Annotated in this window: 33 protein-coding genes; 15 read left to right on the forward strand and 18 right to left on the reverse strand. The window is 42.7% G+C overall.

Annotation, left to right across the window (positions count from 1 at the left end):
* Positions 1–18: 18 nt before the first annotated feature.
* The 12 genes from mgtE to AC1HJP_RS15355 all read right to left on the reverse strand — a co-directional run bounded on the left by mgtE (position 19) and on the right by AC1HJP_RS15355 (position 9270).
* Positions 19–1377, reverse strand: a complete 1359-nt coding sequence (gene mgtE, locus AC1HJP_RS15300; protein ID WP_421965230.1) for a magnesium transporter — start codon at positions 1375–1377, stop codon at positions 19–21.
* A gap of 118 nt (positions 1378–1495) precedes the next feature.
* Complete coding sequence (locus AC1HJP_RS15305) at positions 1496–1771, reverse strand: HPr family phosphocarrier protein (protein WP_421965231.1); 276 nt, start codon at positions 1769–1771, stop codon at positions 1496–1498.
* Between the two features lie 3 nt (positions 1772–1774).
* A complete protein-coding gene (rapZ, locus tag AC1HJP_RS15310; protein ID WP_058028594.1) occupies positions 1775–2623 on the reverse strand; it encodes an RNase adapter RapZ in 849 nt (282 codons plus the stop codon).
* A 17-nt stretch (positions 2624–2640) separates the two neighbouring features.
* Positions 2641–3093 carry a PTS IIA-like nitrogen regulatory protein PtsN gene (gene ptsN, locus AC1HJP_RS15315; protein WP_480362554.1) on the reverse strand — a complete coding sequence of 151 codons (453 nt, stop codon included), beginning with the start codon at positions 3091–3093 and terminating at the stop codon, positions 2641–2643.
* A 2-nt stretch (positions 3094–3095) separates the two neighbouring features.
* On the reverse strand, positions 3096–3383 hold the full coding sequence (gene hpf, locus AC1HJP_RS15320) for a ribosome hibernation promoting factor (RefSeq protein ID WP_130255587.1): 288 nt from the start codon (positions 3381–3383) through the stop codon (positions 3096–3098).
* Positions 3384–3411: 28 nt separating this feature from the next.
* The gene (locus tag AC1HJP_RS15325; protein WP_480362555.1) at positions 3412–4932 is read right to left on the reverse strand and encodes an RNA polymerase factor sigma-54; all 1521 of its coding nucleotides are present in this window, start codon (positions 4930–4932) and stop codon (positions 3412–3414) included.
* A gap of 47 nt (positions 4933–4979) precedes the next feature.
* On the reverse strand, positions 4980–5705 hold the full coding sequence (lptB, locus tag AC1HJP_RS15330; protein ID WP_138481556.1) for an LPS export ABC transporter ATP-binding protein: 726 nt from the start codon (positions 5703–5705) through the stop codon (positions 4980–4982).
* Between the two features lie 2 nt (positions 5706–5707).
* A complete protein-coding gene (gene lptA / locus AC1HJP_RS15335) occupies positions 5708–6232 on the reverse strand; it encodes a lipopolysaccharide transport periplasmic protein LptA (RefSeq protein WP_480362556.1) in 525 nt (174 codons plus the stop codon).
* A complete protein-coding gene (lptC, locus tag AC1HJP_RS15340) occupies positions 6222–6776 on the reverse strand; it encodes an LPS export ABC transporter periplasmic protein LptC (RefSeq protein ID WP_480362557.1) in 555 nt (184 codons plus the stop codon). Before lptC ends, lptA begins: the two co-directional genes overlap by 11 nt.
* Positions 6773–7324 (reverse strand): 3-deoxy-manno-octulosonate-8-phosphatase KdsC, encoded by a 552-nt coding sequence (gene kdsC, locus AC1HJP_RS15345; protein WP_480362558.1) that lies wholly within the window; start codon positions 7322–7324, stop codon positions 6773–6775. The genes lptC and kdsC overlap by 4 nt, the downstream gene beginning before the upstream one ends.
* Positions 7325–8296, reverse strand: a complete 972-nt coding sequence (locus AC1HJP_RS15350; RefSeq protein WP_480362559.1) for a KpsF/GutQ family sugar-phosphate isomerase — start codon at positions 8294–8296, stop codon at positions 7325–7327. It lies immediately after the preceding gene.
* A gap of 14 nt (positions 8297–8310) precedes the next feature.
* Entirely contained in the window at positions 8311–9270 is a 960-nt protein-coding gene (locus tag AC1HJP_RS15355; protein WP_480362560.1) for a calcium/sodium antiporter, read from the reverse strand.
* A gap of 213 nt (positions 9271–9483) precedes the next feature.
* On the opposite strand from AC1HJP_RS15355, the gene AC1HJP_RS15360 reads away from it, so the two are divergent.
* Genes AC1HJP_RS15360 through murA form a run of 7 tightly spaced genes read left to right on the forward strand, consistent with a single transcriptional unit; the run spans position 9484 to position 14135 of the window.
* Entirely contained in the window at positions 9484–10302 is an 819-nt protein-coding gene (locus AC1HJP_RS15360; RefSeq protein WP_480362614.1) for an ATP-binding cassette domain-containing protein, read from the forward strand.
* Positions 10299–11078, forward strand: coding sequence for a lipid asymmetry maintenance ABC transporter permease subunit MlaE (gene mlaE, locus AC1HJP_RS15365; RefSeq protein ID WP_130255578.1), 780 nt, complete (start codon positions 10299–10301; stop codon positions 11076–11078). The genes AC1HJP_RS15360 and mlaE overlap by 4 nt, the downstream gene beginning before the upstream one ends.
* 15 nt (positions 11079–11093) lie before the next feature.
* Entirely contained in the window at positions 11094–11639 is a 546-nt protein-coding gene (mlaD, locus tag AC1HJP_RS15370; protein WP_138481544.1) for an outer membrane lipid asymmetry maintenance protein MlaD, read from the forward strand.
* A gap of 2 nt (positions 11640–11641) precedes the next feature.
* Positions 11642–12316, forward strand: a complete 675-nt coding sequence (locus tag AC1HJP_RS15375) for an MlaC/ttg2D family ABC transporter substrate-binding protein (RefSeq protein ID WP_480362561.1) — start codon at positions 11642–11644, stop codon at positions 12314–12316.
* The gene (locus AC1HJP_RS15380; protein WP_480362562.1) at positions 12303–12602 is read left to right on the forward strand and encodes an STAS domain-containing protein; all 300 of its coding nucleotides are present in this window, start codon (positions 12303–12305) and stop codon (positions 12600–12602) included. Before AC1HJP_RS15375 ends, AC1HJP_RS15380 begins: the two co-directional genes overlap by 14 nt.
* Before the next feature lie 5 nt (positions 12603–12607).
* On the forward strand, positions 12608–12865 hold the full coding sequence (gene ibaG, locus AC1HJP_RS15385; protein WP_058028609.1) for a BolA family iron metabolism protein IbaG: 258 nt from the start codon (positions 12608–12610) through the stop codon (positions 12863–12865).
* A 10-nt stretch (positions 12866–12875) separates the two neighbouring features.
* The gene (gene murA, locus AC1HJP_RS15390; protein ID WP_480362563.1) at positions 12876–14135 is read left to right on the forward strand and encodes a UDP-N-acetylglucosamine 1-carboxyvinyltransferase; all 1260 of its coding nucleotides are present in this window, start codon (positions 12876–12878) and stop codon (positions 14133–14135) included.
* A 93-nt stretch (positions 14136–14228) separates the two neighbouring features.
* On the opposite strand, the gene AC1HJP_RS15395 is transcribed toward murA, so the two are convergent.
* The 3 genes from AC1HJP_RS15395 to AC1HJP_RS15405 form a co-directional block, all read right to left on the reverse strand.
* Positions 14229–15314 carry a trypsin-like peptidase domain-containing protein gene (locus AC1HJP_RS15395; RefSeq protein WP_480362564.1) on the reverse strand — a complete coding sequence of 362 codons (1086 nt, stop codon included), beginning with the start codon at positions 15312–15314 and terminating at the stop codon, positions 14229–14231.
* A 134-nt stretch (positions 15315–15448) separates the two neighbouring features.
* Positions 15449–16801, reverse strand: coding sequence for a Do family serine endopeptidase (locus AC1HJP_RS15400; RefSeq protein WP_480362565.1), 1353 nt, complete (start codon positions 16799–16801; stop codon positions 15449–15451).
* 160 nt (positions 16802–16961) lie between these two features.
* Positions 16962–17420, reverse strand: coding sequence for a Z-ring associated ZapG family protein (locus tag AC1HJP_RS15405; RefSeq protein WP_480362566.1), 459 nt, complete (start codon positions 17418–17420; stop codon positions 16962–16964).
* A gap of 154 nt (positions 17421–17574) precedes the next feature.
* Here AC1HJP_RS15405 and zapE point away from each other — a divergent pair, with 154 nt between their 5' ends.
* The 8 genes from zapE to AC1HJP_RS15445 all read left to right on the forward strand — a co-directional run bounded on the left by zapE (position 17575) and on the right by AC1HJP_RS15445 (position 24067).
* Positions 17575–18663, forward strand: a complete 1089-nt coding sequence (gene zapE / locus AC1HJP_RS15410) for a cell division protein ZapE (RefSeq protein ID WP_421965314.1) — start codon at positions 17575–17577, stop codon at positions 18661–18663.
* 303 nt (positions 18664–18966) lie between these two features.
* Complete coding sequence (rplM, locus tag AC1HJP_RS15415) at positions 18967–19395, forward strand: 50S ribosomal protein L13 (protein WP_138481531.1); 429 nt, start codon at positions 18967–18969, stop codon at positions 19393–19395.
* A gap of 11 nt (positions 19396–19406) precedes the next feature.
* On the forward strand, positions 19407–19796 hold the full coding sequence (rpsI, locus tag AC1HJP_RS15420; protein ID WP_480362567.1) for a 30S ribosomal protein S9: 390 nt from the start codon (positions 19407–19409) through the stop codon (positions 19794–19796).
* A gap of 499 nt (positions 19797–20295) precedes the next feature.
* Positions 20296–20883: a ubiquinol-cytochrome c reductase iron-sulfur subunit gene (petA, locus tag AC1HJP_RS15425; protein WP_138481527.1), complete on the forward strand. Its 588-nt coding sequence runs from the start codon at positions 20296–20298 to the stop codon at positions 20881–20883.
* Positions 20883–22181: a cytochrome b gene (locus AC1HJP_RS15430; protein WP_058028617.1), complete on the forward strand. Its 1299-nt coding sequence runs from the start codon at positions 20883–20885 to the stop codon at positions 22179–22181. The genes petA and AC1HJP_RS15430 overlap by 1 nt, the downstream gene beginning before the upstream one ends.
* On the forward strand, positions 22178–22915 hold the full coding sequence (locus AC1HJP_RS15435) for a cytochrome c1 (protein ID WP_058028618.1): 738 nt from the start codon (positions 22178–22180) through the stop codon (positions 22913–22915). Before AC1HJP_RS15430 ends, AC1HJP_RS15435 begins: the two co-directional genes overlap by 4 nt.
* Positions 22916–23015: 100 nt before the next feature.
* Positions 23016–23642, forward strand: a complete 627-nt coding sequence (gene sspA / locus AC1HJP_RS15440; protein WP_058028619.1) for a stringent starvation protein SspA — start codon at positions 23016–23018, stop codon at positions 23640–23642.
* Complete coding sequence (locus AC1HJP_RS15445; protein WP_480362568.1) at positions 23642–24067, forward strand: ClpXP protease specificity-enhancing factor; 426 nt, start codon at positions 23642–23644, stop codon at positions 24065–24067. Before sspA ends, AC1HJP_RS15445 begins: the two co-directional genes overlap by 1 nt.
* Before the next feature lie 278 nt (positions 24068–24345).
* Here the strand turns inward: AC1HJP_RS15445 and dolP are convergent, their stop codons facing one another.
* From dolP to AC1HJP_RS15460, 3 genes are read right to left on the reverse strand one after another with little or no spacing between them, the layout of a single operon-like run.
* On the reverse strand, positions 24346–24912 hold the full coding sequence (gene dolP, locus AC1HJP_RS15450) for a division/outer membrane stress-associated lipid-binding lipoprotein (protein ID WP_480362569.1): 567 nt from the start codon (positions 24910–24912) through the stop codon (positions 24346–24348).
* Positions 24912–25499 carry an SIS domain-containing protein gene (locus AC1HJP_RS15455; RefSeq protein WP_480362570.1) on the reverse strand — a complete coding sequence of 196 codons (588 nt, stop codon included), beginning with the start codon at positions 25497–25499 and terminating at the stop codon, positions 24912–24914. The genes dolP and AC1HJP_RS15455 overlap by 1 nt, the downstream gene beginning before the upstream one ends.
* Before the next feature lie 2 nt (positions 25500–25501).
* Positions 25502–25867, reverse strand: coding sequence for a YraN family protein (locus tag AC1HJP_RS15460; RefSeq protein ID WP_480362571.1), 366 nt, complete (start codon positions 25865–25867; stop codon positions 25502–25504).
* Between the last annotated feature and the right edge of the window lie 3 nt (positions 25868–25870).

A 25870-nucleotide genomic window follows, 5' to 3' on the forward strand; every position in this document is an offset into this window, starting at 1 on the left:
TTTTGTGTCTGAAGCGGGTTAAACTAAGAACCAGGTCGCTGTGCCTAGGAAGGCAAAGATACCCACAATATCTGTGACTGTGGTGAGCACCACACTGCCCGCAAGGGCGGGATCTATATTCATACGCTTTAAGATAATTGGGATACTGGCACCGGCAATACCGGCTGCAAGTAAGTTCATGAACATCGCAAATGCGATCACGCCACCGAGTACGAAATCCCACTGCCATATGGCAACAACACCAGCGATTAAAATAGACCAAAGCACACCGTTTAAAGCCCCGATAGCAAGCTCTTTACCAAGTAAGAACTTCTGGTTGGTGTTGTTGATATGGCCAAGGGCAATACCACGAATAACTAAAGTTAGAGTTTGACTGCCGGCCACTCCACCCATACTCGGTACAATGCCATTAAGCACTGCTAAAATAGGGAGTATATCTAGGGTACTTTCGAAAAAACTGGCGACAAAGGCGGCAAGCAAAGCCGTTAAAAGGTTAATGCCAAGCCAGATAGAGCGGCGTTGGCTACTCTTCAAAACCGGTGCGAAGGTATCTTCTTCATCATCTAGACCCGCCATACTTAACATGCTGTGTTCGGCATCTTCACGAATAACGTCTACGATGTCATCGATGGTGATACGACCAAGCAGTTGCAAGTTATCATCAACGACCGCTGCAGAGATCCAGTTATGACGTTCGAACAGTTGTGCCACGTCACTTTCATCCATAGAAACGGGGATGGTCTCTTTCTCATCATCCATGAGTTCTGCAACCACTTTATCGGGTGAGTTCGTTAAAAGGGTTGCGACAGGTAGCGCTCCGATAAACTGGTTTTCTTTATCGACGACATATAAGTCATCGGTACCATCGGGTAACTCGCCTCGCAGACGTAAATAACGTAATACCACGTCGAGCGTCACATCAGGCCTAATGGTGACCGTATCCGTGCTCATTAGGGCACCCGCAGAACGTTCTTGATAAGAAAGCGCTTGGGTTGCCCTTGCCCTATCTTGGGCGTCCATTGCTCCGACAACGTCTTGGTAGACGTCTTCAGGTAAGCTTCTTAGAACTTCACCTAGGTCATCGTCGTCCATATCCTCAGTTGCGGCTGCAATGAGCTCTGGATCCATTTGGTTGATAATACCAATACGAACGTCTTCAGACAGCTCTTCGAGTACATCACCTTGAATATCAGGATCAACTAATTGCCATAGCTGAGTACGTACTTTGTGCGGAGAAGATTCAAGGAGTAATGCGGTGTCGCAGGGGGGAGTTTCAGCCAGAATACGCCTAACCTGAACAAACTGACCATTGTTTATTGCGTGCGTTACTTGTTGTAATTGTTGCAGCGTATAGTCTTGTTCTAAGGCTTCTGGCATAGGCAATCCATTTATTGGGTGGTGTGCACCGAGAATAAAGGTTTAGGCAGTTAATGTGAGCGCCTAAAAAGAGTGCCTTAAGTTTAACGTAATTTTTGCAGAGTTACCAAGTGCTTGGTTATTCATCTTCATGAAATTTTTGTGCAATTAACTCACCAATGGCTGAGAGTGCGGGCTCGGCATCTGGGCCTTCACAGCAAACTCGAAGCTGCTTGCCATGACTGCTTTCAAGCATGAGCAAAGCAAGTACACTGTCACCAGGGGCTTCTTTGTCATCTTGATAAAGGGTGATCTGAGCATCAAATTGTTGGGCTAATTGCGCAAGCACTGTGGCTGCACGTGCATGCAGGCCACACTTATTTTGGATTAGAAAAGTATCTTCTACCTTGACCATGTTCTAGTCTGCGTCTTGTTCGCGGTGACGTATTTGCACATTGTTATGAGTTTTAGCAAAGCTTTCACCAATGGTTTGAGCAAGGTAAACAGAGCGGTGTTGTCCGCCAGTACAACCAATTGCAATGGTTAAATAGCTGCGGTTATTGCGCTCTAGGTGAGGTAACCAAGTTTGTACAAAGGTTTGGATCTGCCACGTGAACTTCTGCACTATGCTGTGGCTTGCTAAATAATCTTTAACTGGTTGATCTAACCCAGTAAGCGGTTTTAGCTCTGGTTCCCAATGCGGGTTTGGTAAAAAGCGCGCATCAAATACATAATCGGCTTGCTTAGGGATACCATGTTTAAAACCAAAAGATAAGAAAGTAATAATAAGTTGCTTATCTTTTTTGCCAAGGATCTGCTCTCTAATGGTTTCTGCTAGCTGATGTACACTTAAATCTGTCGTATCGAGCAAAACATCGGCTCGTGTGATTAATACATCGAGTAACTTCTTTTCTTCTTTAATTGCTAAATCAAGCGGCAGATTATTTAAAGAAAGCGGGTGTAATCGACGCGTTTCTGAAAAGCGTTTGATCAGTGCTTGGTCATCACTGTCTAAATAGAACAGCGTTGGATTCGCAAAACCGGGTAAGTACTCAAGAATATCATTAAATTCTTGTTGCTCTTTTGGCAGGTTACGAACGTCGATACTGACGGCTATCTTGTCATAGTTATCAGAAACACTTCTGACCAAAGATGGTAGGAGATTAACTGGAATATTATCAACACAATAATAACCAAGGTCTTCCAATACCCTTAAGGCAACGGATTTGCCCGACCCTGAGCGACCACTAATGATGATCAGTTCCATGGATTCCTCTCTGTTAATTAATCTTGAAGTGCAATAAGTTGATAGAGTGCGTCATCGTCTTTTGCATGACGAAGCTGTTTACAAAACTCTTTGTTGTTTAGTTTATCAGCAATTGCAGCTAAGGTCTTTAGATGTTCTGCATTATTACCTTCAGGTACAAGCATTGCCAAGAGAATATCGACAGGTCGGTTGTCTATTGCGTCAAAATCAATACCGCTTTGATTGGTCACTAAAATAGCAAAAATAGTATCAATGCCTGCTAAGCGGCCATGAGGAATAGCAATACCTTTGCCTATGCCTGTACTGCCTAGTTTTTCTCGCGTTAGGAATGCATCTAATATTTCGTGGGCGTTATGTTCAGGAAGGTGTTCGCTCGCTAATTCACTGATATACTCAAGCGCGCGTTTTTTGCTATTAAAAAGGACCGCAGCTTTACTGCAGTCCTTGTTGATAATCGAGCTAAGTTTCATGGTTAGTGTCGAGTTAATTTCTCTTTATGTTTGATAACTTGGCGATCGAGTTTATCAACGAGTTTATCAATAGCTGCGTACATATCAGAGTGTTCATCTGAAGCGAAAATTTCACCGCCATTTAAATGAACGGTAGCTTCTGCTTTTTGTACCAGCTTCTCAACATCTAAGATCACGTGAACGTTGTTTATGTGATCAAAATGCCTTTCTAGCTTTGCAAACTTCGTGTTTACATAGTCTCTTAATGAATCTGTGATTTCTACGTGACGACCAGTTAAATTTAGTTGCATAAGCATTTTCCTTCTCTTGGTTTACGTCTTAAATCAAGCTCTTACGCTGATTTGACGGTGGAATAGAGAGTGACTCGCGGTATTTTGCAATTGTACGACGTGCCACTTTGATTCCCTGTTCTGCCAATATATCTGCAATTTTGCTGTCGCTCAATGGCTTAGCAGTATTTTCTGCAGCAATTAGCTTTTTGATCAATGCTCTAATCGCAGTCGATGAGCATTCACCTCCGTTTTCAGTGCTTACGTGGCTTGAGAAGAAGTACTTCAGCTCAAAAATGCCACGGGGTGTATGCATGTATTTCTGAGTGGTGACACGAGAAATGGTAGACTCGTGCATCTCGACCATCTCAGCAACATCATTCAAAACCATAGGCTTCATTGCCTCAGGTCCATGTTCAAAGAATGCCTGTTGTTGTTGCACAATGCAATTAGTAACTTTCATTAAAGTGTCATTACGGCTTTCTAAGCTCTTAATAAACCATTTAGCTTCTTGTAGGTGAGAGCGAATGAATTGGCTGTCAGTGCTTGATTTTACTGAGCGTGACATTGCTGCGTAATGATCATTAACCCTTATTTTAGGCATACATTCTGGATTAAGCTCAACAACCCAGCGACCTTTTACCTTTTTCACTGACACATCAGGAATAACATACTCAGATTCTTCACGAATAATACTGGCAGCAGGTTTAGGATTAAGGCTGTGGATTAGTGTCATCACTTCTTTTAACTCAGGCTCTTTGAGCTTGGTCTTTTTCATGATAGTGCGGTAATCACGGCTGGCCAGTAGATCAATATGCTCGCTTAACACCATTTTTGTTTCAGCAATGAAAGGCGTATCAGCATCAAACTGGTTGAGTTGAATACATAAGCATTCTTGTAATGAGCGAGCTGCAATACCTACAGGATCAAAGAGTTGAATACGCTTTAATACAGCCTCAACTTCGTCAAGTTCAATTAGCTCTTCGTCATTACCTTCATTAATGCTTTCTAGGAGTTCTTCGGTACTAACAGTAAGCAAACCTGCATCATCAACGGCTTCAACAATGGCAACGGCAATGGCTTTATCGGTTGGGCTGAATGGCGTGAGTTCTAATTGCCACATTAAATATTCGTGTAATGTTTCAGTGGTCTCCCCCTGATAAACAGTTTCGTCTTCAGGCATTGGGCCGCTACTGGTGCTCGGTGCTGCACTCATGTACTCGTCCCATGTCACATCCATAGCGAGATCGTCACTGACAGTGTCTTTACTCAGTGCGGCATCGCTATCGAGTTCGTAATCGCTGGTCGGTTCATCACCGTGACCATCATCAGCAGAATTAGAGAGTTGCTCGATAGAATCAGCATCTTTGGTCGCTTTGTCTGAATCATTGCCATCAGCACTTGGCTCTAATTCCGATTCATCTACTTCGAGTAAAGGGTTGCTATCCAGCGCTTCTTGGATCTCTTGCTGTAGATCTAGTGTGCTCAATTGCAGTAAGCGAATTGCTTGTTGCAATTGTGGTGTCATGGTTAGTTGCTGCCCCATGCGCAGCTGTAGCGATTGCCTCATGTATTTCTAACAATCCTTTTTGTTATTTGGATTATGTCTTGCTTTAACTATAGACGGAATTGTTCACCTAGGTAGACGTCTCTTACGGTTTGATCAGCTAAAACTGATTCAGGCGTACCTGACGCGATTAATTCACCATGTGAAACAATATAAGCTTTCTCACAAACATCAAGGGTTTCTCTTACATTGTGATCTGTAATGAGGACACCAATGCCGCGGTTTTTTAAATGCTCAACAATTTTCTTTATATCTAACACCGAAATCGGATCAACGCCAGCAAAAGGCTCATCTAAAAGAATAAATTTAGGGTTTGCGGCTAAAGCGCGAGCAATTTCAACTCGGCGACGCTCACCACCTGATAAAGCCATGCCCTGACTGTCCCGAATATGTTGAATATTAAATTCATCTAATAGGTCGTCTAGGGTTTGTTCTCTTTGTACTTTATTGAGGTCTTTACGCGTTTCTAAAATTGCCATTAAATTTTGATACACAGTCAATTTTCTGAAGATGGAAGATTCTTGAGGCAGATAACCTATGCCCATACGTGCTCTACTGTGCATAGGTAGCAAAGTGATATCTTCGTCATCTATGGTGACTTTACCTTTATCGCTAGGCACAAGACCAACGATCATGTAAAAACTGGTGGTTTTACCTGCGCCATTAGGGCCGAGAAGACCAACAATGCTCCCAGCTTCCACACTCAAACTGACATTTTTTACGACTTGGCGTCCTTTATAGCTTTTTGCTAGGGCTGTGGCAGTTAACACACTCATGCTTATTGACCTTGTTCAGGGTTAGACTTTGATGCCTTTTTCTCGGGCACTAAAATCGTGTGTACACGTTGTTTGTTTTGTTCATTCTGCTCAGCACTGATCAGTTGCTTCTCGATGTCATAAATAATTGCTTCAGCCTTGATAACTTGACCTGCTTGATTGATTTCGGCTTTGCCTTTGATGGTAAGCAGTCGATTTGCAACGTCATACCTGACTTCTTCTGCGCTGGCACTTAATACTGTGCCATCAGGCTGCTTTTCGATAAAGCGAGCTGGTTTGCCTGTTGCGACTAAAAGCTGTTTGTTCTCACCGAGCTCTTCACGCTGATGTACTTCTAATCTATCTGCATAAATTTCACGGTTGCCATGAATGATTTCAACATTTTCTTCAAAGATACCAATGTTTGTCTTTAATTGTGCTTGCTGCTTACCTGCTTTAATTGATACTTGTGACATAGGAGCTGTTTCAGCCAAAGTAAAGTTAGAAAAGCCGAGTAGTAGCAGTGAAAGAAGTAGTTTATTGGTCATAATAAATGGTTCGCGTATGGTTAATGAGCTCAATAATTTCAGTATTGAGGTCGGCATTGAGGCCTTGTCCTTTTATATTTAAATGAGGGCCCACAATTTCTACGGGTAGATCTGAGCGCATGCTGCGCTGAGTAATATCAACTTGAATATGGTCTGCACTGATTTGGCTTATCATTGCACCTTCAGTTAAATTTAGGGCTTTAACATCTCCCTCTAAGATCAGCATGTTATTTTCATATAAAGTGGCTTCATTGGATGAAAGTTGCCAATTTTGAGGGCCATTAAACAGGGTGAATGTCGGTGATGTAAAGTGGCTAAAACCGAGCTGCTGATAAAGCTCCATTTTATTTGCTTCAACTAAGTAATTTCGTATGCCGGCTTCAGAATATTTGGTTTGCTTTAGATCTGTAGCAACATAATCAGGCGTGGCTATGCTCTCTTCTTCAGTCGAGCTTTGCTTTTTAGGTTGATCAAAATACGGTGACCATATCCAATACATGGTCAGTGCAAAAATAATTAATAATATGACGCGGTTGACCGTCATGCGCTTGTTCCTGATGTGCCGAGTGTGTGACCTTGACACAACATAAGCAAGTCAGTTAACTCTCTCACAGCACCAAATCCACCAGGCAGCGAAGTCGTGTAGTGTGAAAGGTTGCGAATAATTGGGTGTGCATCGTTTACGGCCACAGCAAAACCCACTTGTTCCATCACTGGTAAATCAGGACCGTCGTCACCAATGTAAGCGATCTCGATATCTGTCAGGTTTAGGTTTGCTTTCAGCTCTTCGTAGGCTTTCACCTTGTCTTCTTGCCCTTGGTAAATATGCTTTACTGTTAAGCTAGTCATACGTTGCTGAACAATCTGTGAATGGCGACCGGTGATGACGGCAACTTCAACTCCAGCATTGATCAGTGCTTTTATGCCAAAGCCATCTTTGGTGTTGAATGCCTTTAATTCTTCGCCATTATTGCCAAGGTAAATACGGCCATCAGAGAATACGCCGTCAATATCACAAATAAGCAACTTAATTTGCTTCGCTCTAGATACCACATCTTCGCTGATTGGCTGATATAAGTCGGCAAATTGCATTTAAATGACTCCTGCTTTTAATAAGTCTTGCATATTCAGAGCGCCAATTGGGCGATTAGTTTCATCAACCACAATTAAGCCATTAATACGTTTGGTTTCCATAATGTTTAATGCTTCTGCTGCGAGCATATCGGCTTTAGCCGTTGTGCAATTAACAGTCATTGCATCATCAATTTTTGCGCTGTGCAAATCGAGCTTTTGTTCAATAATACGGCGTAAGTCTCCGTCGGTAAAAATACCGGCCAAAATACCTTGTTCATCAATAACTGCAGTCATGCCTAAGCCTTTGCTCGAAATTTCGAATAACGCATCTTTGATAAGTTTGCCCGTTTCGATGATTGGCATTTGCTCACCTTGATGCATGATGTCATCTAAGGTCAGTAATAAACGTCGACCGAGTGAACCACCAGGGTGAGAGAGTGCAAAATCATCGGCAGTAAAGCCACGCGCTTCTAGTAGGGCAACGGCAAGTGCATCACCCATGACCAGTGTGGCCGTCGTGCTCGCTGTTGGTGCTAACCCCAGTGGGCAGGCTTCTTTCGAGACCGCAATACACAAATGAATATCAGAAAGGTTAGCCATTGAAGAATTAGGATTGCCAGTCATGGCAATGGTTTTTGCACCAATGCGCTTTATAACAGGAATAATATTGACGACTTCGCTGGTCTCTCCTGAATTTGAGATCAGTAACACCACATCGTCTTTGGTGATCATACCGAGGTCGCCATGGCTTGCTTCACCAGGGTGAACAAAAAAAGCAGGGGTGCCTGTACTGGCGAGCGTTGCAGCTATTTTGTTGCCTATGTGCCCTGATTTACCCATACCAATGACTATGGTTCTGCCCTGGCAGTCAAAAACAGCTTGGCATGCTTTAACAAAGCTTTCATCAATATATTGTGTAATTTCATCGATGGCTTGTTTTTCAATATCGATGACATTTAAAGCCGTTTTAGTAAATTGTTCAGCAGTCATGTGCACTCCAACAACTAAATAATGTAATACATGTACCCGATGAACGCGGCAAGAAGTAGGCCCCCTTCAACGCGGTTGATGCGGCGAGTGCCTTTAAGGCTTAGGCTCATCGCGATTAAGATGAGCGTCGCACCTAGCATAATGTAAATGTCGCGTTGTGCGATGTTTGCATCGATAACTGCTGGGTTTAAGATCCCCGCAATAGAAAGTACTGCGAGAATATTAAAAATATTTGAGCCAATAATGTTGCCCATTGCTAGGTCATCTTCATTTTTTAATACGCCAGCAATACAGGCTGCTAATTCAGGGAGACTGGTACCAACCGCTATGATTGTCAGGCCAATTAATAAGTCGCTCATACCAAAATATTTGGCTATATCAACGGCTGCATCAATAAGATAACCAGAGCTAATAGGAAGCATGATCATACCCACGACTAACCATAAAACCGCTTTGTTGGTTGGTACATCATTCGGTACTTCATCACATGCTTCAGCAACTAAAGGGTCATCGTCTTGGTTGCCTGAGCGTTTGGTTAAAATGAGTAAGGTTGCGAGAAAAGTGATAAAGCCAGCAAATAAAACTAGGCCTTCAGTGCGACTAAAGTGATTGTCACTGACGATGAACCAAGCACCTAAAGACACGACAACAAGTAATGGCATTTCGCGTTTTAAGATGCCTGAGCCAACAGACAGTGGGCGCAATAGTGCGGTAATACCTAATACTAGTAATATATTGGCGATGTTCGAGCCCACCGCATTACCCACTGCGGTATCTGTTTTATCTGCAAAAGCAGCCTGCGCTGCAACCATCATTTCCGGAGCCGATGAGCCCATTGCTACTATAGTTAAACCTACGATTAATGTAGGTACACCGAAATTTCTTGCCAATGCTGCCGCGCCAAAGACAAAACGGTCCGCACTCCAAACTAACGCGGCAAAACCAAGTATCAAAATGATGAAAGATAAAATCATAAAAAGAATATGCCAACAAGGAAAACAAAATTGCGGCAAATAGTATCAAAAGCATAAAAAAAAGTATAAACAAAACGCTAGGTAAAAAGCTTTATTCATAGAAGTGAGCTATTACTAAAGCAGAGCTGTATCTATCACTTACAAAATTTTACGAATTCTCTTTTCACACTAAAACCAAAAAAAAGTATGATATGCAAATTGGTGAACCAGAATATGGAGCGCGACTTGTCGCAATCAATTATCGAAATCAAGGATGTAACTTTCTCCAGAGGTGATAGGACCATCTATAAGAACATGAGTTTCTCGGTACCAAAGGGGAAGATAACCGCAATTATGGGCCCTAGTGGTATTGGTAAAACCACCATGTTGCGTCTTATTGGCGGTCAATTAAAGCCAGATAGTGGCGATATTACTTTTGAAGGGCAAAGTGTACCGGGGATGACCCGTGCTGAGCTTTACGAAGCCCGTACGAAAATGAGTATGCTCTTTCAAAGCGGTGCGCTTTTTACAGATATGTCAGTATTCGACAACATCGCTTTTCCTCTTAGAGAACATACGCAGTTAAGTGAAGAGCTAATTCGCCTTGTTGTGCTTATGAAGCTTCAAGCTGTTGGCCTTCGTGGTGCCAGAGATTTAATGCCGTCAGAATTATCTGGGGGTATGGCAAGACGTGCAGCACTGGCTCGTTCAATAGCGCTTGACCCAGAACTAATCATGTACGATGAACCGTTTGCAGGACAAGACCCTATCTCAATGGGCGTGTTGGTACGTCTGATCAAGTCGCTTAATCAAGTATTAGGTTTGTCTTCTTTAATCGTAACGCATGATGTAACAGAAGTACTGAGTATTGCTGATCATGTGGTGATTATTGCTGAGCAAGGCGTGATTGGTACGGGCACGCCAGAGCAGATGTTGCAACATAGTTCACCACTGGTGCAGCAATTCTTAAAAGGGTTATCAGACGGTCCTGTGCCTTTCCACTTTAAAGCTGCGCCTTACGAAGATGAATTGTTACTAGGAGCGCAGCAATAATGGATTTTTTACAAGCATTAGGCCATAAAACTCTGAGTCGTTTTGCCTCATTAGGGCGTGCAACACGAATGTTATTGGGCGCCTTACTTAGCATGCCTAATTTTAAAAAAGGCACGCCGCTGTTAATTAAGCAGCTTTACATGGTAGGACATCAATCATTATTGATCATCATGGTGTCGGGTTTATTCATCGGTATGGTACTGGCTTTACAAGGTTATACCGTGTTAGTGGGGTACGGCGCTGAAGACAGCTTAGGTCCTTTAGTTGCACTGAGTCTACTGCGAGAGTTGGGTCCGGTTGTAACTGCACTATTATTTGCCGGTCGAGCGGGCAGTGCATTAACCGCCGAAATTGGTTTGATGAAAGCAACCGAGCAGTTATCAAGTCTGGAAATGATGGCAATTGATCCGCTTAAAAGGGTCGTAGCACCGCGTTTTTGGGCGGGCTTTATCAGTATGCCGCTGTTGGCACTGATATTTTCAGCAGTTGCAATTATTGGTGCGCACTTAGTAGGCGTTGATTGGTTAGGTGTCGATTCAGGCAGCTTCTGGTCAATCATGCAGTCTCAGGTGTCGTTCCAGCAAGATATTTTAAATGGCATGATCAAGAGCTTCGTTTTTGCACTGATCGTGACATGGATTGCGCTTTACAAAGGGTACGACTGTGTTCCTACATCAGAAGGGATCAGTAAAGCGACCACAGAAACAGTTGTTCATTCGTCGCTGGCCGTTTTAGGTTTCGACTTTTTATTAACAGCGGTGATGTTTTCAAGTTAAGGGTTTTGAGAAATTATGAATACACGGAAAATAGAAATTTTAGTTGGCTTATTTGTCGCACTCGGCGTGGCAGCGTTTGCTATTTTAGCGCTTAAAGTCGCAAACTCAGGGATCAGTGGTAATGGTGATACATACACGCTGAGCGCTAAATTTGAAAATATTGGTTCTTTAAAAACACGTGCACCAATTAAAGTGGGTGGTGTCGTGATCGGTCGTGTTGAAAGTATTTACATTCATCCGCAAGAGTTTTTACCTGTTGTGAATATGAGTATTGATGCGAGCTACGAGTGCCAGTTTTCTGATACAACCTCAGTCTCTATTTTAACATCTGGTATTTTAGGTGAGCAGTACCTTGGTCTTTCTCCTGTTATCGCTGCTGAATCAGCGAAGCAAAGCTGTTTAGGAAATGAGGTGACAAGTAATGCAGGTTCTGAATTAGATGACCTATTCGGTGTTGAAAGTGTCGCGCTTAAAAATGGTGACATGCTGACAGATACGAAATCAGCGTTGGTACTTGAAGAACTAATTGGTCAATTCCTGTTTAACCAAGGTGGGGAATAATCATGTTTAAGAAATTTTTAATGGTTGCTGCAGGTTTAGTGATGTCTGCTCAAGTGCTGGCAGCACCAGAGGTGGATTTAACCGATCCGTATAAAATGGTTGAGCAGGTTGCTGACAACACATTTAAACGTGTAGCTAAAGATCAAGGTATCATCTCGACTGACAAAGAGCACTTACGCGTTATAGTTGAACAAGAGCTGATGCCATATGTAGATTACAAGTATGCAGCTTATCGCGTGCTTGGTAGCTATATTCAAAAAGTACGTACCATGACAGATCCAGCTGAGAAAAAGCAGGCTGTTGAGCATATTAAAACATTCATTGATGTATTCCAGCGCTATTTAGTGGCAACTTATGCTGGTGTGTTTACCCAGTATAAAAATCAAAAAGTAGAGTTTGGTGAGGCCCGTAGTTTTGAAGGTGATGACGTTGCAGTTGTAAAAACCCGCATTGTTGAACCAGGCAAGCCGGACATTAAAATCGACTTCAAAGTGCGTAAAGGTAAGGACAATGAGTGGCGTGCATACGACATGATGGCAGAGGGTATTTCACTACTTGATGCGAAACAAACTGAATTGCATGGTGTGCTTCGTCAACAAGGTATCGAACATGTAATCGACCTTTTAGATAAAAAGAGCCGTTTACCAGTTCAATTCAGAGGTGATGATGGCAACTAATTTGCAGTTTTCACCTCTACAAGAAGGTGTGGTAGCGATTAAGGGAGAATTAACCCGAAATAGCTTAATAGATGAACGCCTTCTTAACCAACAGCTACAAAGTACGCAGTCAGTCCTATATTTTGACCTTTCTGAGGTTTCTAGGGTTGACACAGCGGGCTTAGCTTGGTTAATTCACTCTTTAGGTCTTTTGCAACGCCAAGGTAAGCGCCTTGAGCTGAAAAATATACCTGAGCAACTGCATAAATTGATGGAGTTGGGTCAGGTATCTAACTTATTTGAGTGAATCTGATGGAAACAAACCAAGTCGAAGCGGTATTACAAGAAGCATTGTCACTAGAAGAAGTCATAGTTAAAGCCAATGGTAGTCACTATGAGGTGATTGCAGTTGGTGAATGTTTTGACGGGGCGAGTCGAGTTAAAAAGCAACAGCTAGTTTACGGGCCTTTGATGGATGTGATCAAAGACGGCACCATTCACGCTTTAAGCATTAAAGCCTTCACGCCAACAGAGTGGCAAAGAGAACGTAAATTCATCCTTCCTCAATAACGGAGCCACAATGGATCAGTTTGTTATCCAAGGTGGCACCACCCTAGCTGGTGAAGTCACAATTTCGGGCGCTAAAAATGCCGCCCTTCCTATTCTTTTTGCAGCCTTACTAGGTAACGGCAAGAGTACTTTCTCGAATGTACCTCAACTTCGTGACATAGGCACAACCGAAGCGCTGCTGAAGACGCTTGGCGCAGAAGTTAAATGGCATGGCGATAATCTTGAAGTCGACGGAAGTACCGTTGATAAAGTGCTAGCGCCATATGAGCTTGTAAAGCAGATGCGTGCATCCGTTTTGGCATTGGGGCCTTTATTAGCCCGCTTTGGTCAAGCCCAAGTTTCTTTACCTGGTGGTTGTGCCATTGGTGCTCGCCCAGTCGATTTGCACATTCGCGGCCTTGAAAAAATGGGCGCAACCATAAATGTAGAAAACGGCTATATTAATGCAACGTCTTCGGGTCGTCTGCAGGGCGCTGACATCTATATGGAAACTGTGAGTGTAGGCGCGACCGAAAACTTACTGATGGCGGCAACGCTTGCTGACGGTAAAACCGTATTAGAAAATGCTGCACGCGAACCAGAAATTGTAAATCTTGCTGAATGCCTAGTGGCAATGGGTGCAAAAATCTCAGGAGCAGGTACCCATCGCATTGAAATCGAAGGGGTTGAGCAACTATCAGGGTGTGAGCACAAGATCTTACCTGATCGCATTGAAACGGGTACTTTCTTAGTCGCAGCGGCAATGGCAAAAGGTGAGGTGTTATGTAAGAACACAGACCATCATAGCTTAGAGCCTGTGCTTGAAAAACTGCGCGATGCTAATGCTTTGGTTGAAGTACAGCAAGACAGTATTTACATCGATATGCGTCAGCGCGAGTTAAAGGCTGTAAACATTAAAACCATGCCTCACCCTGGTTTTCCAACTGATATGCAGGCGCAGTTTACTGCTATGAATGTGGTAGCAAATGGCAGTGCAACAATCACAGAAACGATCTTTGAGAATCGCTTTATGCATGTGCCTGAATTACAACGTATGGGTGCAAACATTCGCTTAGAGGGCAATACTGCGATTTGTGGTGATACTGAGAAGCTATCGGGTGCACAGGTCATGGCGACTGATTTACGTGCATCAGCCAGCTTAATTTTGACCGGTATTGTCGCGCAAGGAGAGACTGTGGTTGATCGCATCTATCATGTTGATAGAGGTTACCAGCGTATCGAAGATAAGCTAAGTAAGTTGGGTGCGAATATTAAACGCCGCCACAATTAATACTGTTTGTTTATCTAAAAAGAAAAAAGCGACCTACTTGGACAGGTCGCTTTTTTGTATCTACTTTAGCTTTAGCTGGCTGAGCGAATTGAATTAATTAGTGTTAATTTCTAGCTCAGCAACGGTCAAAGTAATAGTTCGATGCTCACCATTTCTCAGCACCTCAAATTCAAGTTCAGTGCCAGGCTTAGTATTACCAATAAACTGTAATGTTTTTTGTGGGTTAGAAATCGATTGACCAGCAACTTTAACAATAATATCTCTATCTTGCATACCCGCTTGCCAAGCAGGGCCTAATGGATCCAGTTCGCTGATCAACAAGCCAACAATTGGAGTATATAAGTCGGTTACTTCATTTCCTGAGCTATCAACGGCTGTGCCTCTAAAGCCTAAGTAGCCGCGAACGACTCGGCCATCCGCAATGAGTCTTTGCATGACTTGTTTGGCTAACTGATAAGGTACAGCGAAAGAGATCCCTTGTATGTCGATGTTCAAGCGAGTTCTAAATTGTGCAGAGGTAATGCCAACGAGAATACCGTTTGAGTTAACTAAAGCCCCCCCTGAATTGCCCACATTCACAGCAGCGTCCATTTGCAGCAAATTGTTATATTGACTGTCAGTGAGTGTTTGCTTACCTGTAGCACTTATTACCCCTTGGGTAATAGTTTGACCTAGATTTAGTGGGTTACCTATCGCTAAAACCACATCGCCAACGCGAGGAATAAACTCATCGTCGGTTGGGATAACGGGTAGATGCTGGCCTGGAATTTTTAGTAAAGCGAGATCGGTGATGGTATCAAAACCGATCACTTGAACATCATAGAAGCGTCTACCGTCAGTCAAGATGACCATGATTTGGTCTGCGTCGTTAACCACGTGGTAGTTTGTCAGGATATAGCCATCGCTCGACATAATCACACCAGAACCAAGTTCTTGTGTGGTGTTACGTCTTTGGTAACGAGGCATTGATGAAATACTTTCAGAAAAAATCGTCACGACAGCAGGTGAGGCTTTAGCGACAGAGTCGGCAAAGCTCATATGGCTGCTGGTGTAATGGCTAGGCATGGCGAGCTTTGGCAAAACGACACTTTTTAGGTTGGGTGAAAACCAAATCACTAAAAATGCGATCCCAAGGCCGACAAACAAAGGGGGAAGAATAAATTTAAAAAGTTTTAGCACGCCATCGCTCATTTTTATTCATTACACAACAATCAGTTATTTTATCTTACTGAAAGCAGAATAGTAATGATGGCACAAATAAAAATGCAGCGACAATAAGACGCTGCATTTTATTAGCTAAAACTTAAAACAATTTATTGAATTAGAATAAACACAGAGTCTCGTCCGCGTTTAATACCCAATACGATGTTGCCTTGAATGTCTTCTATTAAGTTGCTCATATCGCGAATGTTCTTAACGCGCTGACGGTTTACTTGCATGATCACATCACCTTCTTCAAGGCCAACTCGCATAGCCGGTGAGCGATCTTCAATGCTAGAGACAATAACCCCTTGGTTGCCATTGCGTTCGCCACTTTCAAGCACAGCACCTCGTAGCATTGGGTGTACTTTATCTGCTTGAGCTTGCAGTTCGCCTTGACCTTTAAGTGTTACTTCTATGGTGCGTTTTCTACCATCGCGGAACACACCTAGTTCAATGGTTCTACCTTCACCTATGGTGGCGATTTTGCCTCTAAGTTCTTCAAAACTTTGGATCTCATCACCATTCAGACTGACAATCACATCATTGGCTTTAATACCGGCTTCGCTTGCCGCTGAGTCTTTTACAACTTGCATAACAAAGGCACCTTGCTGAACTTCTAAATCTTGTGCTTTGGCAAGGCCAGCATCTAGTGTACGGCCAATAATACCTAAAGAGCCTCGGCGTACTTGACCAAATTCGATAATTTGATCAACGAGGTTCTTCATCATATTAGAAGGGATGGCAAAACCGATACCAACATTACCGCCCGAAGCGCCAAGAATGGCAGTGTTAATGCCGATTAGCTCACCGTTCAGATTTACTAAAGCGCCACCTGAGTTACCTTGGTTAATAGCTGCGTCGGTCTGGATGAAGTCTTCATAGCCTTCAATATTTAAACCACTACGACCCAGCGCACTGACAATGCCTGATGTCACAGTGTGGCTCAGACCGAACGGATTACCAATGGCAACCGAGAAGTCACCGACTCGAAGCTTGTCAGAATTAGCCAGATGCACCTCTGTGAGGTTGTCCGCATCGATTTCAAGCAATGCGATATCAGATTCTTTATCGCGGCCAACCAACTTGGCATCAAACTCTCGTCCATCTTTTAAAGTAACGATAATTTTGTCGGCTTCGTCGATAACATGGCTGTTTGTTACTACGTACCCTTCATCTGCATCGATAATCACACCTGAGCCCAACCCACTGAAAGGACGCTTTTGGTTACGAGGTTGAGGGTTACCAAAGAAGTAGTCAAAAGGGTCGACACGCCGGCGAACCTCTTTTGCGCCTGATACACGAATACTTACAACCCCAGGTGTAACGCGCTCTAGCATTGGCGCAAGGGTAGGTAAAGACTGCCCATCGACCGCGATAGGGAGTTTAGCTTCAACTGCTGTGGGAGAAAGGAAAAGGGCAGTTGAAAAAATAGCAGCAGATAATAACGATAGTTTTAGTTTCATAGTCAATAAGTACTCCGAAAAGTAATAACGCCCATTTTCTATTAATCATTAAAAATAGGGCATATATCATTGATGATAGGTAAGTAAATTTTCGGCTTACTTACCGGTTCGTCATTTTTGGTAACTGTACTTACTGACTATGGGGGCTAAAAAAAGTTCATCAAGAGGCTTTTGATTGCTCAACTTCTGAGCTTTCACCAGAGAAAATACCTGTTTCACCTTCGGCATAATCGCTAGGTTGCGCTGACAATGTATCGTTTTTCGCTTCGCGACGGCGCTCTGGGCGGTTTTGTAGCGAGGCTTGCAGTTGTTCAGTGGTTTCTTTTGAGAAGAAAGGTTCATCAGGCATCGTTGGCTTAACTGTAAGCAGTGCTTTATCTGTTTCTTCTACATGGCTCAAAAGTTGAGAGTAGCTGTCTTGCATTTTAGTCATTAGCTTCTTGGTACTTGCAAGGTGATCAGCAACCTCTTGGCGATATTGCTCTAACTCGTGCTTAGCTTGTTGTACTTGCTGTTCTAAATCGTCGTGCTTAAGTTGTTTCTTGGTGATCATTGAACCTAAGAAAAATGCAGCAATAGCAACTACCACAATTAATCCTAACCAAGCAAATGTTGTCATAGGGAGTCTCCTTAAAAATACGCGCTCTATAAGTGTAGGCAATTATTCGGCTACGTAATAAAAAATGTAATTCAAACTATCAGCTAAATATACGCGGAGTTTTGATGCGTGTTAATATATGCCTCAAATAAAAACGCTTAGTTTGTGAAAAATGATGACACCTTGGGAAAAATATCAACAAGACCTACAACGAGATGACTTTCAATATGATGCGGCACAAGAAAACGCAGTAAAGCATTTGCAGCGTTTGTACGATGATATCGTGAATCAACCTGAACAGCCCCAAGGTTTCTTTTCTCGCTTATTTAATCGACAGCCAAAGCAAAAAATTACCGGCCTTTACTTTTGGGGCGGCGTAGGGCGCGGTAAAACCTATTTGGTTGATACCTTTTATGAGGCATTACCGACAGACAGGAAAATGCGAGTGCATTTTCACCGTTTCATGCACCGTGTTCACGATGAGCTTAAAAAGCTTAAAGAAGTAAAAGACCCACTTGAGACTGTGGCCGATATTTTTAAAAAAGAAACAGATATCATTTGTTTTGATGAGTTTTTTGTACAAGACATCACCGATGCCATGTTACTAGGTGGTTTAATGCAGGCGTTGTTTGCACGTGATATTATTTTAGTTGCTACCTCTAATATTGTTCCTGATGAACTATATCGAAATGGTCTTCAGCGTGCTCGTTTCTTACCAGCCATTGCCCTAGTGAAAGAAAACACTGAAGTCGTCAACGTCGATTCTGGCATTGACTATCGCTTGAGAACGTTAGAGCAAGCAGAGATTTTCCATAGTCCGCTTGACGCACAAGCAGATAAAAACCTGTTTGAGTATTTTGATAAGCTCTCACCTGAACCGGGTAAACTTGATGAAGCCATCGAAATCGAAGGCCGTTTGATCAACACCCGAAAAGTTGCCGATAGTATTGTGATGTTCGATTTCACACAAATTTGTGAAACGGCACGTTCGCAAGTAGACTATATGGAAATAAGCCGTATTTATAACACCGTAATCCTTTCTAATGTAAAACAGATGGGGCAGCAGAATGACGATGCCGCCAGACGTTTTATTGCTTTAGTTGATGAATTCTATGAGCGTAATGTGACGCTTATTATCTCAGCCGCAGCGCCGATCACAGAGTTATATACTGACGGCACACTTAATTTTGAATTTAGGCGCTGTATCAGCCGTTTGCAAGAGATGCAGTCGCACGAATACCTCGCAAGAGAACATCTCGCCTAAATGAATACCAATCAGTAGTAAATTCGGCAAAAAATACGCAAATTGCCTACGCTGATTGGTATAAATTTTCGCTCAAATCAACGCGATTATTTTTTTTGTAGAAAAAACAGTCGCACACTGGAAAAGCCTCTTCTGTGTTGCTATAATCCGCGGCCTGCCACGTTGCGTTCTATAGCCCTCGTCGGCTTAGCCACCGATTTGAGCGGCATAAAAGTCTTAAACTCGAAGGGGTTCAAGCACTCATAGTAAAGCGGTAACTTTTTGTTACCTGTGGTTTTAATTTGAAACATTGGATTTTATTTAATGAAAACGTTTGTTGCTAAGCCAGAATCTGTAAAACGTGACTGGTACGTAGTTGACGCTGAAGGTAAAACTTTAGGTCGTATCGCTACTGAAATCGCTCGTCGCCTACGCGGTAAGCATAAAGCTGAGTACACACCTCATGTTGACACTGGTGATTACATCATCGTAATCAATGCTGAGAAAGTTACTGTAACTGGTAACAAAACAACTGATAAAGTGTACTATGCTCACACTGGTTTCCCAGGTGGCCTTAAGTCTATCACTTTCGATAAGCTTCAAGCTAAAAAGCCTGAAATGATTATCGAAAAAGCAGTTAAAGGTATGTTACCAAAAGGCCCTCTAGGTCGTGAAATGTACCGCAAACTAAAAGTATACGCAGGTTCTGAGCACGCTCATGCAGCTCAACAGCCTCAAGTACTGGACATTTAAGGAGCTAACTCATGGCAAATCAATACTACGGTACAGGTCGTCGTAAAAGTTCAAGTGCTCGCGTATTCTTACGCCCAGGTACTGGCAACATCGTAATCAATCAACGTTCTATCGAAGAATACTTCGGTCGTGAAACTTCTCGCATGGTTGTTCGTCAGCCTCTAGAGCTAGTTGAAATGACTGAAAAGTTTGACCTATACATCACTGTTGCAGGTGGTGGTTCAACTGGTCAAGCTGGTGCTATCCGTCACGGTATCACTCGTGCGCTTATGGAGTTTGACGAGTCACTACGTCCTGCTCTACGTAAAGCTGGCTTTGTTACTCGCGACGCTCGTAAAGTTGAGCGTAAGAAAGTGGGTCTTAAGAAAGCACGTAAGAACACTCAATTCTCGAAGCGTTAATTTTTTACGTTTACAAGAATTCAAAAACCCAGCTTATGCTGGGTTTTTTGTTTTAAAAGTCCAAATATTTTTCATTTCCAATCCCAACCCACGCCAAACAACCGATGTTCGACTTATTGTTTACCTAATATTTTCAATATTTATTGTAATTAGTGAAGATCTGACGATAAATCAGCGCTTTTTTTTGCTACAATTGCGGGGCAAGTAAAGTGAGTAAGGTTTGATGCCCTTTTGGGTACCCTCGTCTCCTCATAGATGGGGTTGATCTTGGTCAGTATATTGTGGTTATAAAAACGTTATCATAACTAACTAGCTTTCGAGGCTACGACTAAAATGGGTAGTAAAATCCATGCTTTATTAGTCTTGATACGGGTAATAACCTTGTTTTCATCAAGGTAATTATTTATGATCGCGTCTATTTTGTAGTTTCTTAATTTAACCTGCTGTAACTGATGTTCTCAATATAGCAAGTGTTGAGGATCATAGTGGAGATAAGTGGATGAGCAATGCGCCTGTAGACAACAGCCGACGTCGCTTTTTGACCATAGCTACCTCTGTTGTAGGTGGTGTTGGTGCGGCTGGAGCTGCTGTTCCTTTTATTGCGTCTTGGAATCCAAGTGAGCGAGCTAAATCTGCGGGTGCGCCTGTAGAAGTAGATATCAGCAAACTTGAGCCTGGACAATTAATTCGTGTTGAGTGGCGAGGTAAACCTGTATGGGTTATCAATCGTACGCCAAAAATGCTTGAGCAGATGAAAGCTCACGAAGGTCAACTTCGTGATCCGCAGTCTGAAGAGCCTCAACAATTAGATTCAGCTAAGAATGAATACCGTTCTAAGCGCCCTGAAATTTTCGTGGCGGTTGGTATTTGTACTCACCTAGGCTGTTCACCAAGCTTCTTTAATGGTGGCTTTGGTGAGTTCGTTGAAGGTACTGAATCAGGTTTCTTCTGTCCTTGTCACGGTTCTAAGTTCGACATGGCCGGCCGAGTATTCCAAGCGGTGCCTGCACCTCTAAACTTAGAAATCCCACCTTACACCTTTATTGATGATACAACCATTTTGGTTGGTGAAGAAGAGGTTGCATAATGGCTGGTAAACAAGATAACGCTTCAACAGGTGTTGTTGGTAACGTCATCAACTGGATTGATGACCGTATCCCAATGACGCGTGTTTGGAACATGCACATCGCGCAATATCCTGCGCCAAAAAACTTTAACTTCTGGTACTTATTTGGCTCTTTAGCAATTTTAGTACTAGTAAACCAAATTCTAACTGGTATCTGGCTAACAATGAGCTATGTTCCTTCTGCTGAAGGCGCATTTGCTTCAATCGAATACATCATGCGTGATGTTGAATATGGTTGGTTATTGAGATACATGCATTCAACGGGCGCCTCGGCATTCTTCGTGGTCGTGTATTTACACATGTTCCGCGGCATGATCTATGGCTCGTACCAAAAACCACGTGAACTTCTATGGCTATTCGGTATGCTAATTTTCTTAGCATTAATGGCTGAAGCGTTCATGGGTTACCTATTACCTTGGGGTCAGATGTCATTCTGGGGTGCTCAGGTAATCATCTCATTATTCGGTGCGATTCCGGTAATTGGTGATGACCTAACTCAGTGGATCCGTGGTGACTACGTAATTTCAGGTGCGACGCTTAACCGCTTCTTTGCACTACACGTAATTGCACTACCACTTGTGCTAGTTATTCTAGTATTCCTTCACATTGTTGCGCTTCACGAAGTGGGTTCAAACAACCCTGACGGTGTTGAAATTAAGCGTAAGAAAGGTTCTGTGGCAGAAGAAGATAAGCCGAAGTTCCAATTCCATGAATATTACACAAACAAGAAAGACATTGTTGATGCAATCCCGTTCCACCCATACTACACAGTTAAAGATGTATTAGGTGTTGCTGGTTTCTTAATCTTCTTCTGTTGGGTTGTGTTCTTTGCACCAGAGATGGGTGGTTTCTTCCTAGAAGCGCCAAACTTTGAAGCAGCTAACCCGCTGAAGACACCAGAGCATATCTTCCCTGTTTGGTACTTTACGCCATTCTACGCAATCCTACGTGCTATCCCTGATAAGCTAATGGGTGTAATTGCAATGGGTGCATCGATCGTACTACTGGCATTATTGCCGTGGTTAGACCGTGGTAAGGTTCGTTCGATTCGTTACCGTAGTAAGTGGCACAAGCTAAACATTGCTCAGTTCGTAGTAACGTTCATCATCCTAGGTTGGGCTGGTGCGACACCTCAGACTGATTTGTCTACAGTGCTATCGAGAATTACGACTGTAACTTACTTCATGTTCTTCGTATTACTATTCGTATACTCGAAGAATGAGCAGACTAAACCATTGCCTGAGAGGTTAACGAAATGATGAAGAAGCTAATTATTGGTTTATTCGCATTGCTGCCTACTTTTGCAATGGCAGCAGGCCCGTCGGTACCACTACTTGAGTCAAACCATGACTTAACTGACAATGCGTCTTTACAGCGCGGTGCTAAGTTGTTCATGAACTACTGTCTTGGTTGTCACCAAATGCAGTATCAACGTTATGAGCGTACTTTCCGTGATATCGGTATTCCAGTAGAGATTGGTCAAGAAACGCTTATCTTTGATGGTTCTAAAGTTGGTAGTCATATCAATAATGCTATCAAGATCGAAGATGCCGCAACTTGGTTTGGTGCGCCGCCGCCAGATCTTACATTAGTTGCACGTGTACGTGGCGCTGATTGGATTTACACTTACTTGAAGTCTTTCTATGTAGATGAAAGCCGTCCGTTTGGTGTAAACAACTCAGTATTCCCTTCAGTGGGTATGCCACACGTACTTCAAGAACTTCAAGGTGTGCCAACTGCACGTTTTGAAGAGGTTGAAGAGCACGGTGTTAAAGTTCAAAAAGTAGTTGAAATCACAACAGATGGTTCTGGTGAGATGAGTGCTGATGAGTATGATCAAGCAGTGCGTGACTTAACGAACTTTATGGCTTATGTTGGTGAACCAACTCGCTTAAAATCAGAAGCGCTAGGTTATAAGGTATTAGGATTTTTAGTAATCTTATTTATCTTGGCCTTCTTCTTGAAGAAAGAGTACTGGAGAGATGTTCACTAATACAGTGATACATTTTTAAAGTAATTTTGTAATAGGGGCGTATGCCCCTATTGCTGTTTATAATGATTTATTACTTATTGTAATTTTAATGGAGGTAGGCATGGCCGTAGCTGCCAATAAGCGCCCTGTAATGACGCTTTTCTCAGGTGCTAACTGTATGTATAGCCATCAAGTACGTATCGTTTTAGCCGAAAAAGGTGTGAGTGTAGATATTCACTTAGCAGAAAAAGATAACCTGCCTGAAGCGCTTCACGAAATAAACCCATATGGCACAGTACCGACATTGATCGACCGTGAGCTTGGTTTATATGAAGCGAACATCATCATGGAATATTTAGATGAGCGTTTCCCGCACCCACCATTAATGCCTGTATACCCAGTAATGCGTGGTCGTAGCCGTTTAATGATGCACCGTATCGAAACTGATTGGTATACATTAGCAGCTAAAATCAAGCAAGGTGGCAGCGATGCTGATCAGGCTCGTAAAGAGCTAACTGAAGCCCTACTTGCAATTGCGCCAATCTTTACTGAGGCACCTTACTTCATGAGTGAAGAGTTTAGCCTAGTAGATTGTTACCTAGCACCACTATTATGGCGTTTACCAGAAATGGGTATCGACCTTAATGGTGCGGGTGCAAAAGAGCTTAAAGAATACATGCTTCGTTTATTTGAGCGTGATTCATTCCAAGCTTCTTTAACAGAAGCTGAGCGTGAGATCAGAGCATAATGACGCCAAATCGCCCATATTTGCTTAGAGCGTTTTACGATTGGATTGTCGATAATGAGTGTACACCGCATTTGGTTGTAAACGCTGAATATCCAGCGGTTCAAGTACCTACGCAGTTTGTACAAGATGGTCAAATTGTTTTAAACATTAGTCCTAGTGCAGTGACCCACTTTGATATGGATAACCAGCAGCTAAGCTTTAACGCCCGCTTTTCTGGTCAACCTATGCAAGTGTATGTGCCTATGGGCGCTGTACTGGCAATATATGCGCGTGAGAACGGTGAAGGTACCGTTTTTACTCAAGAAACTTTTCCTGAGTATGAAGAAGAGCCGCAGGGTGAACCAGAAGAGGTTGTTGAAGCCACTGAAGAGAAGCCCAAAGAGCCTGAAAAGAAAAAAGGCGCTCATCTTCGCGTTGTTAAATAAGTACTTTAAAGTCGCTTATTTGTATTTTAAAAAACCCGCTACGGCGGGTTTTTTATTTATAGTGCAAAAGGTTACCGACTGCGAACGAAGTGAGTACGGTTCTTTTGCGCAAGGTGAAATTAGCTGTTTTAGCTGGTGTTATTGTGGAGGGCTTTTTGATTTTGTTTTGGTTGTGTTTAGCGTGACGGCATCACGAAATTAGTTCACCTTGCGCAAAGGAAATGAAGTGCTACGCACTTGTCATTAACCCTTTGCACGTAAGTAACCTTTTGCACCCTTTATAAATATTCAAAAGCTTTGATGACTCTTTTTACACCGTTGACATGACGAGCGATTTCAACCGCCATATCAGCTTCTTCTTCTGATACTAAGCCCATTAAGAAGACTTCGCTGTTCTCTGTAACCACTTTGATGTTATTACCTGTGATGGTCTCAGCAGTGAGTAATTTGGTTTTTACTTTTGAAGTTAGCCAGGTGTCGTGGGTTTGTGTGGTGATGCCAATGCGCGTACCAATACGAAGTTGGTTATGGATGTTCTTTACTGTGACGGCATTTCTAACAGCTTGTGCAGCTTGTGACATTAGGTTATTGGAAGGTACTTGGCCAACAAGTAAAATGGTGCCATTGACACTGACGACACTAATATTAGCTTGCTCACTTAGGTTCGGTACTCTTTTAAGGGCTAGGGTCGCTTTAATTTCAATGTTGTTATCGTCTATTTGCGAGCCTATAGTGCGTCTATCATTGGCTGCTGATACAGCACCCGCTGTACCCGCTACAACGGCGGCAGCGCAGCCTTGAAGGAGAATAAGAGTGGCAATAATTATTAGGTGTTTAAATGGCATTACTGATCATCCTGAGGAAACAAGGTGTTATCAATTAATTGGCTAAGACAGTGCACGTTAAATAAGTGTGATTCAATAATGCGGCTAGGGCGCTTGCTTGGCGTCAATATTTCAACATCATTGGGGCCGAGTAGACCAATTAACTCACCCCCTTCATCACCCACTAGCGCAATGACTTTCATGTCTTTGGTAAGCGCTGCTTCTACTGCAGAAATAATATTTTTTTCGTTACCATCAATAGCAAAGACAACAAGTAAATCGCCCTGTTGTGCAAAGGCGCGAACTTGGCGTGAGAATTTGTCGTTCTCATGCTCCGTATTGTGCATGTCTAAGTGAATGTGATTTTGTGATAAAGCGATAGCAGGAAGGCAAGGGCGCTCTGTTTCATAGTGGTTTACAAGCAGACCAGCAAAGTGCTCAGCAAGCATATTACAGCTAGACTCTCCGCAGCAGATTACTTTATTACCATTAATTAAACCTTGCACGATTGTCATGGCTGCAGCTTCAAGCGCATCGGGAAGGACTTCACCCGCTGCGATTTGTGCTTGAATACTCTCAGTGAAAATTGTTTTTATTGATTCTTGCATAATTAATATATGTTTTTAATCCACTTTATATTATCTGAACTCACCCCTTCGATAGCAATAAAGTCTATTCGTACTGGTAAATTCTTTAGTTTTTTGCACTCTAAGTAATGATAAATACTTCTCTGCAGCTTTTGAAGCTTACTCGGGCTTAAAGCTGCAATAGCGCCACCATAGCTTTGGCTTTTTCTATATTTGACTTCAACAAAAACAAGCGTGTTTTGCTCTTTCATGATGAGGTCTATCTCACCATATTTGCAATTATAATTACGAGAAACTGCACTTAATCCTTGCGCCTGTAAATACTGCTCTGCTAGTTGCTCGTAGTGCATGCCTTTGGCACGTGTATTGGCAAACAATCCTTTTAGCATACG

It is taken from the genome of Pseudoalteromonas sp. NFXS53 (assembly GCF_056629255.1).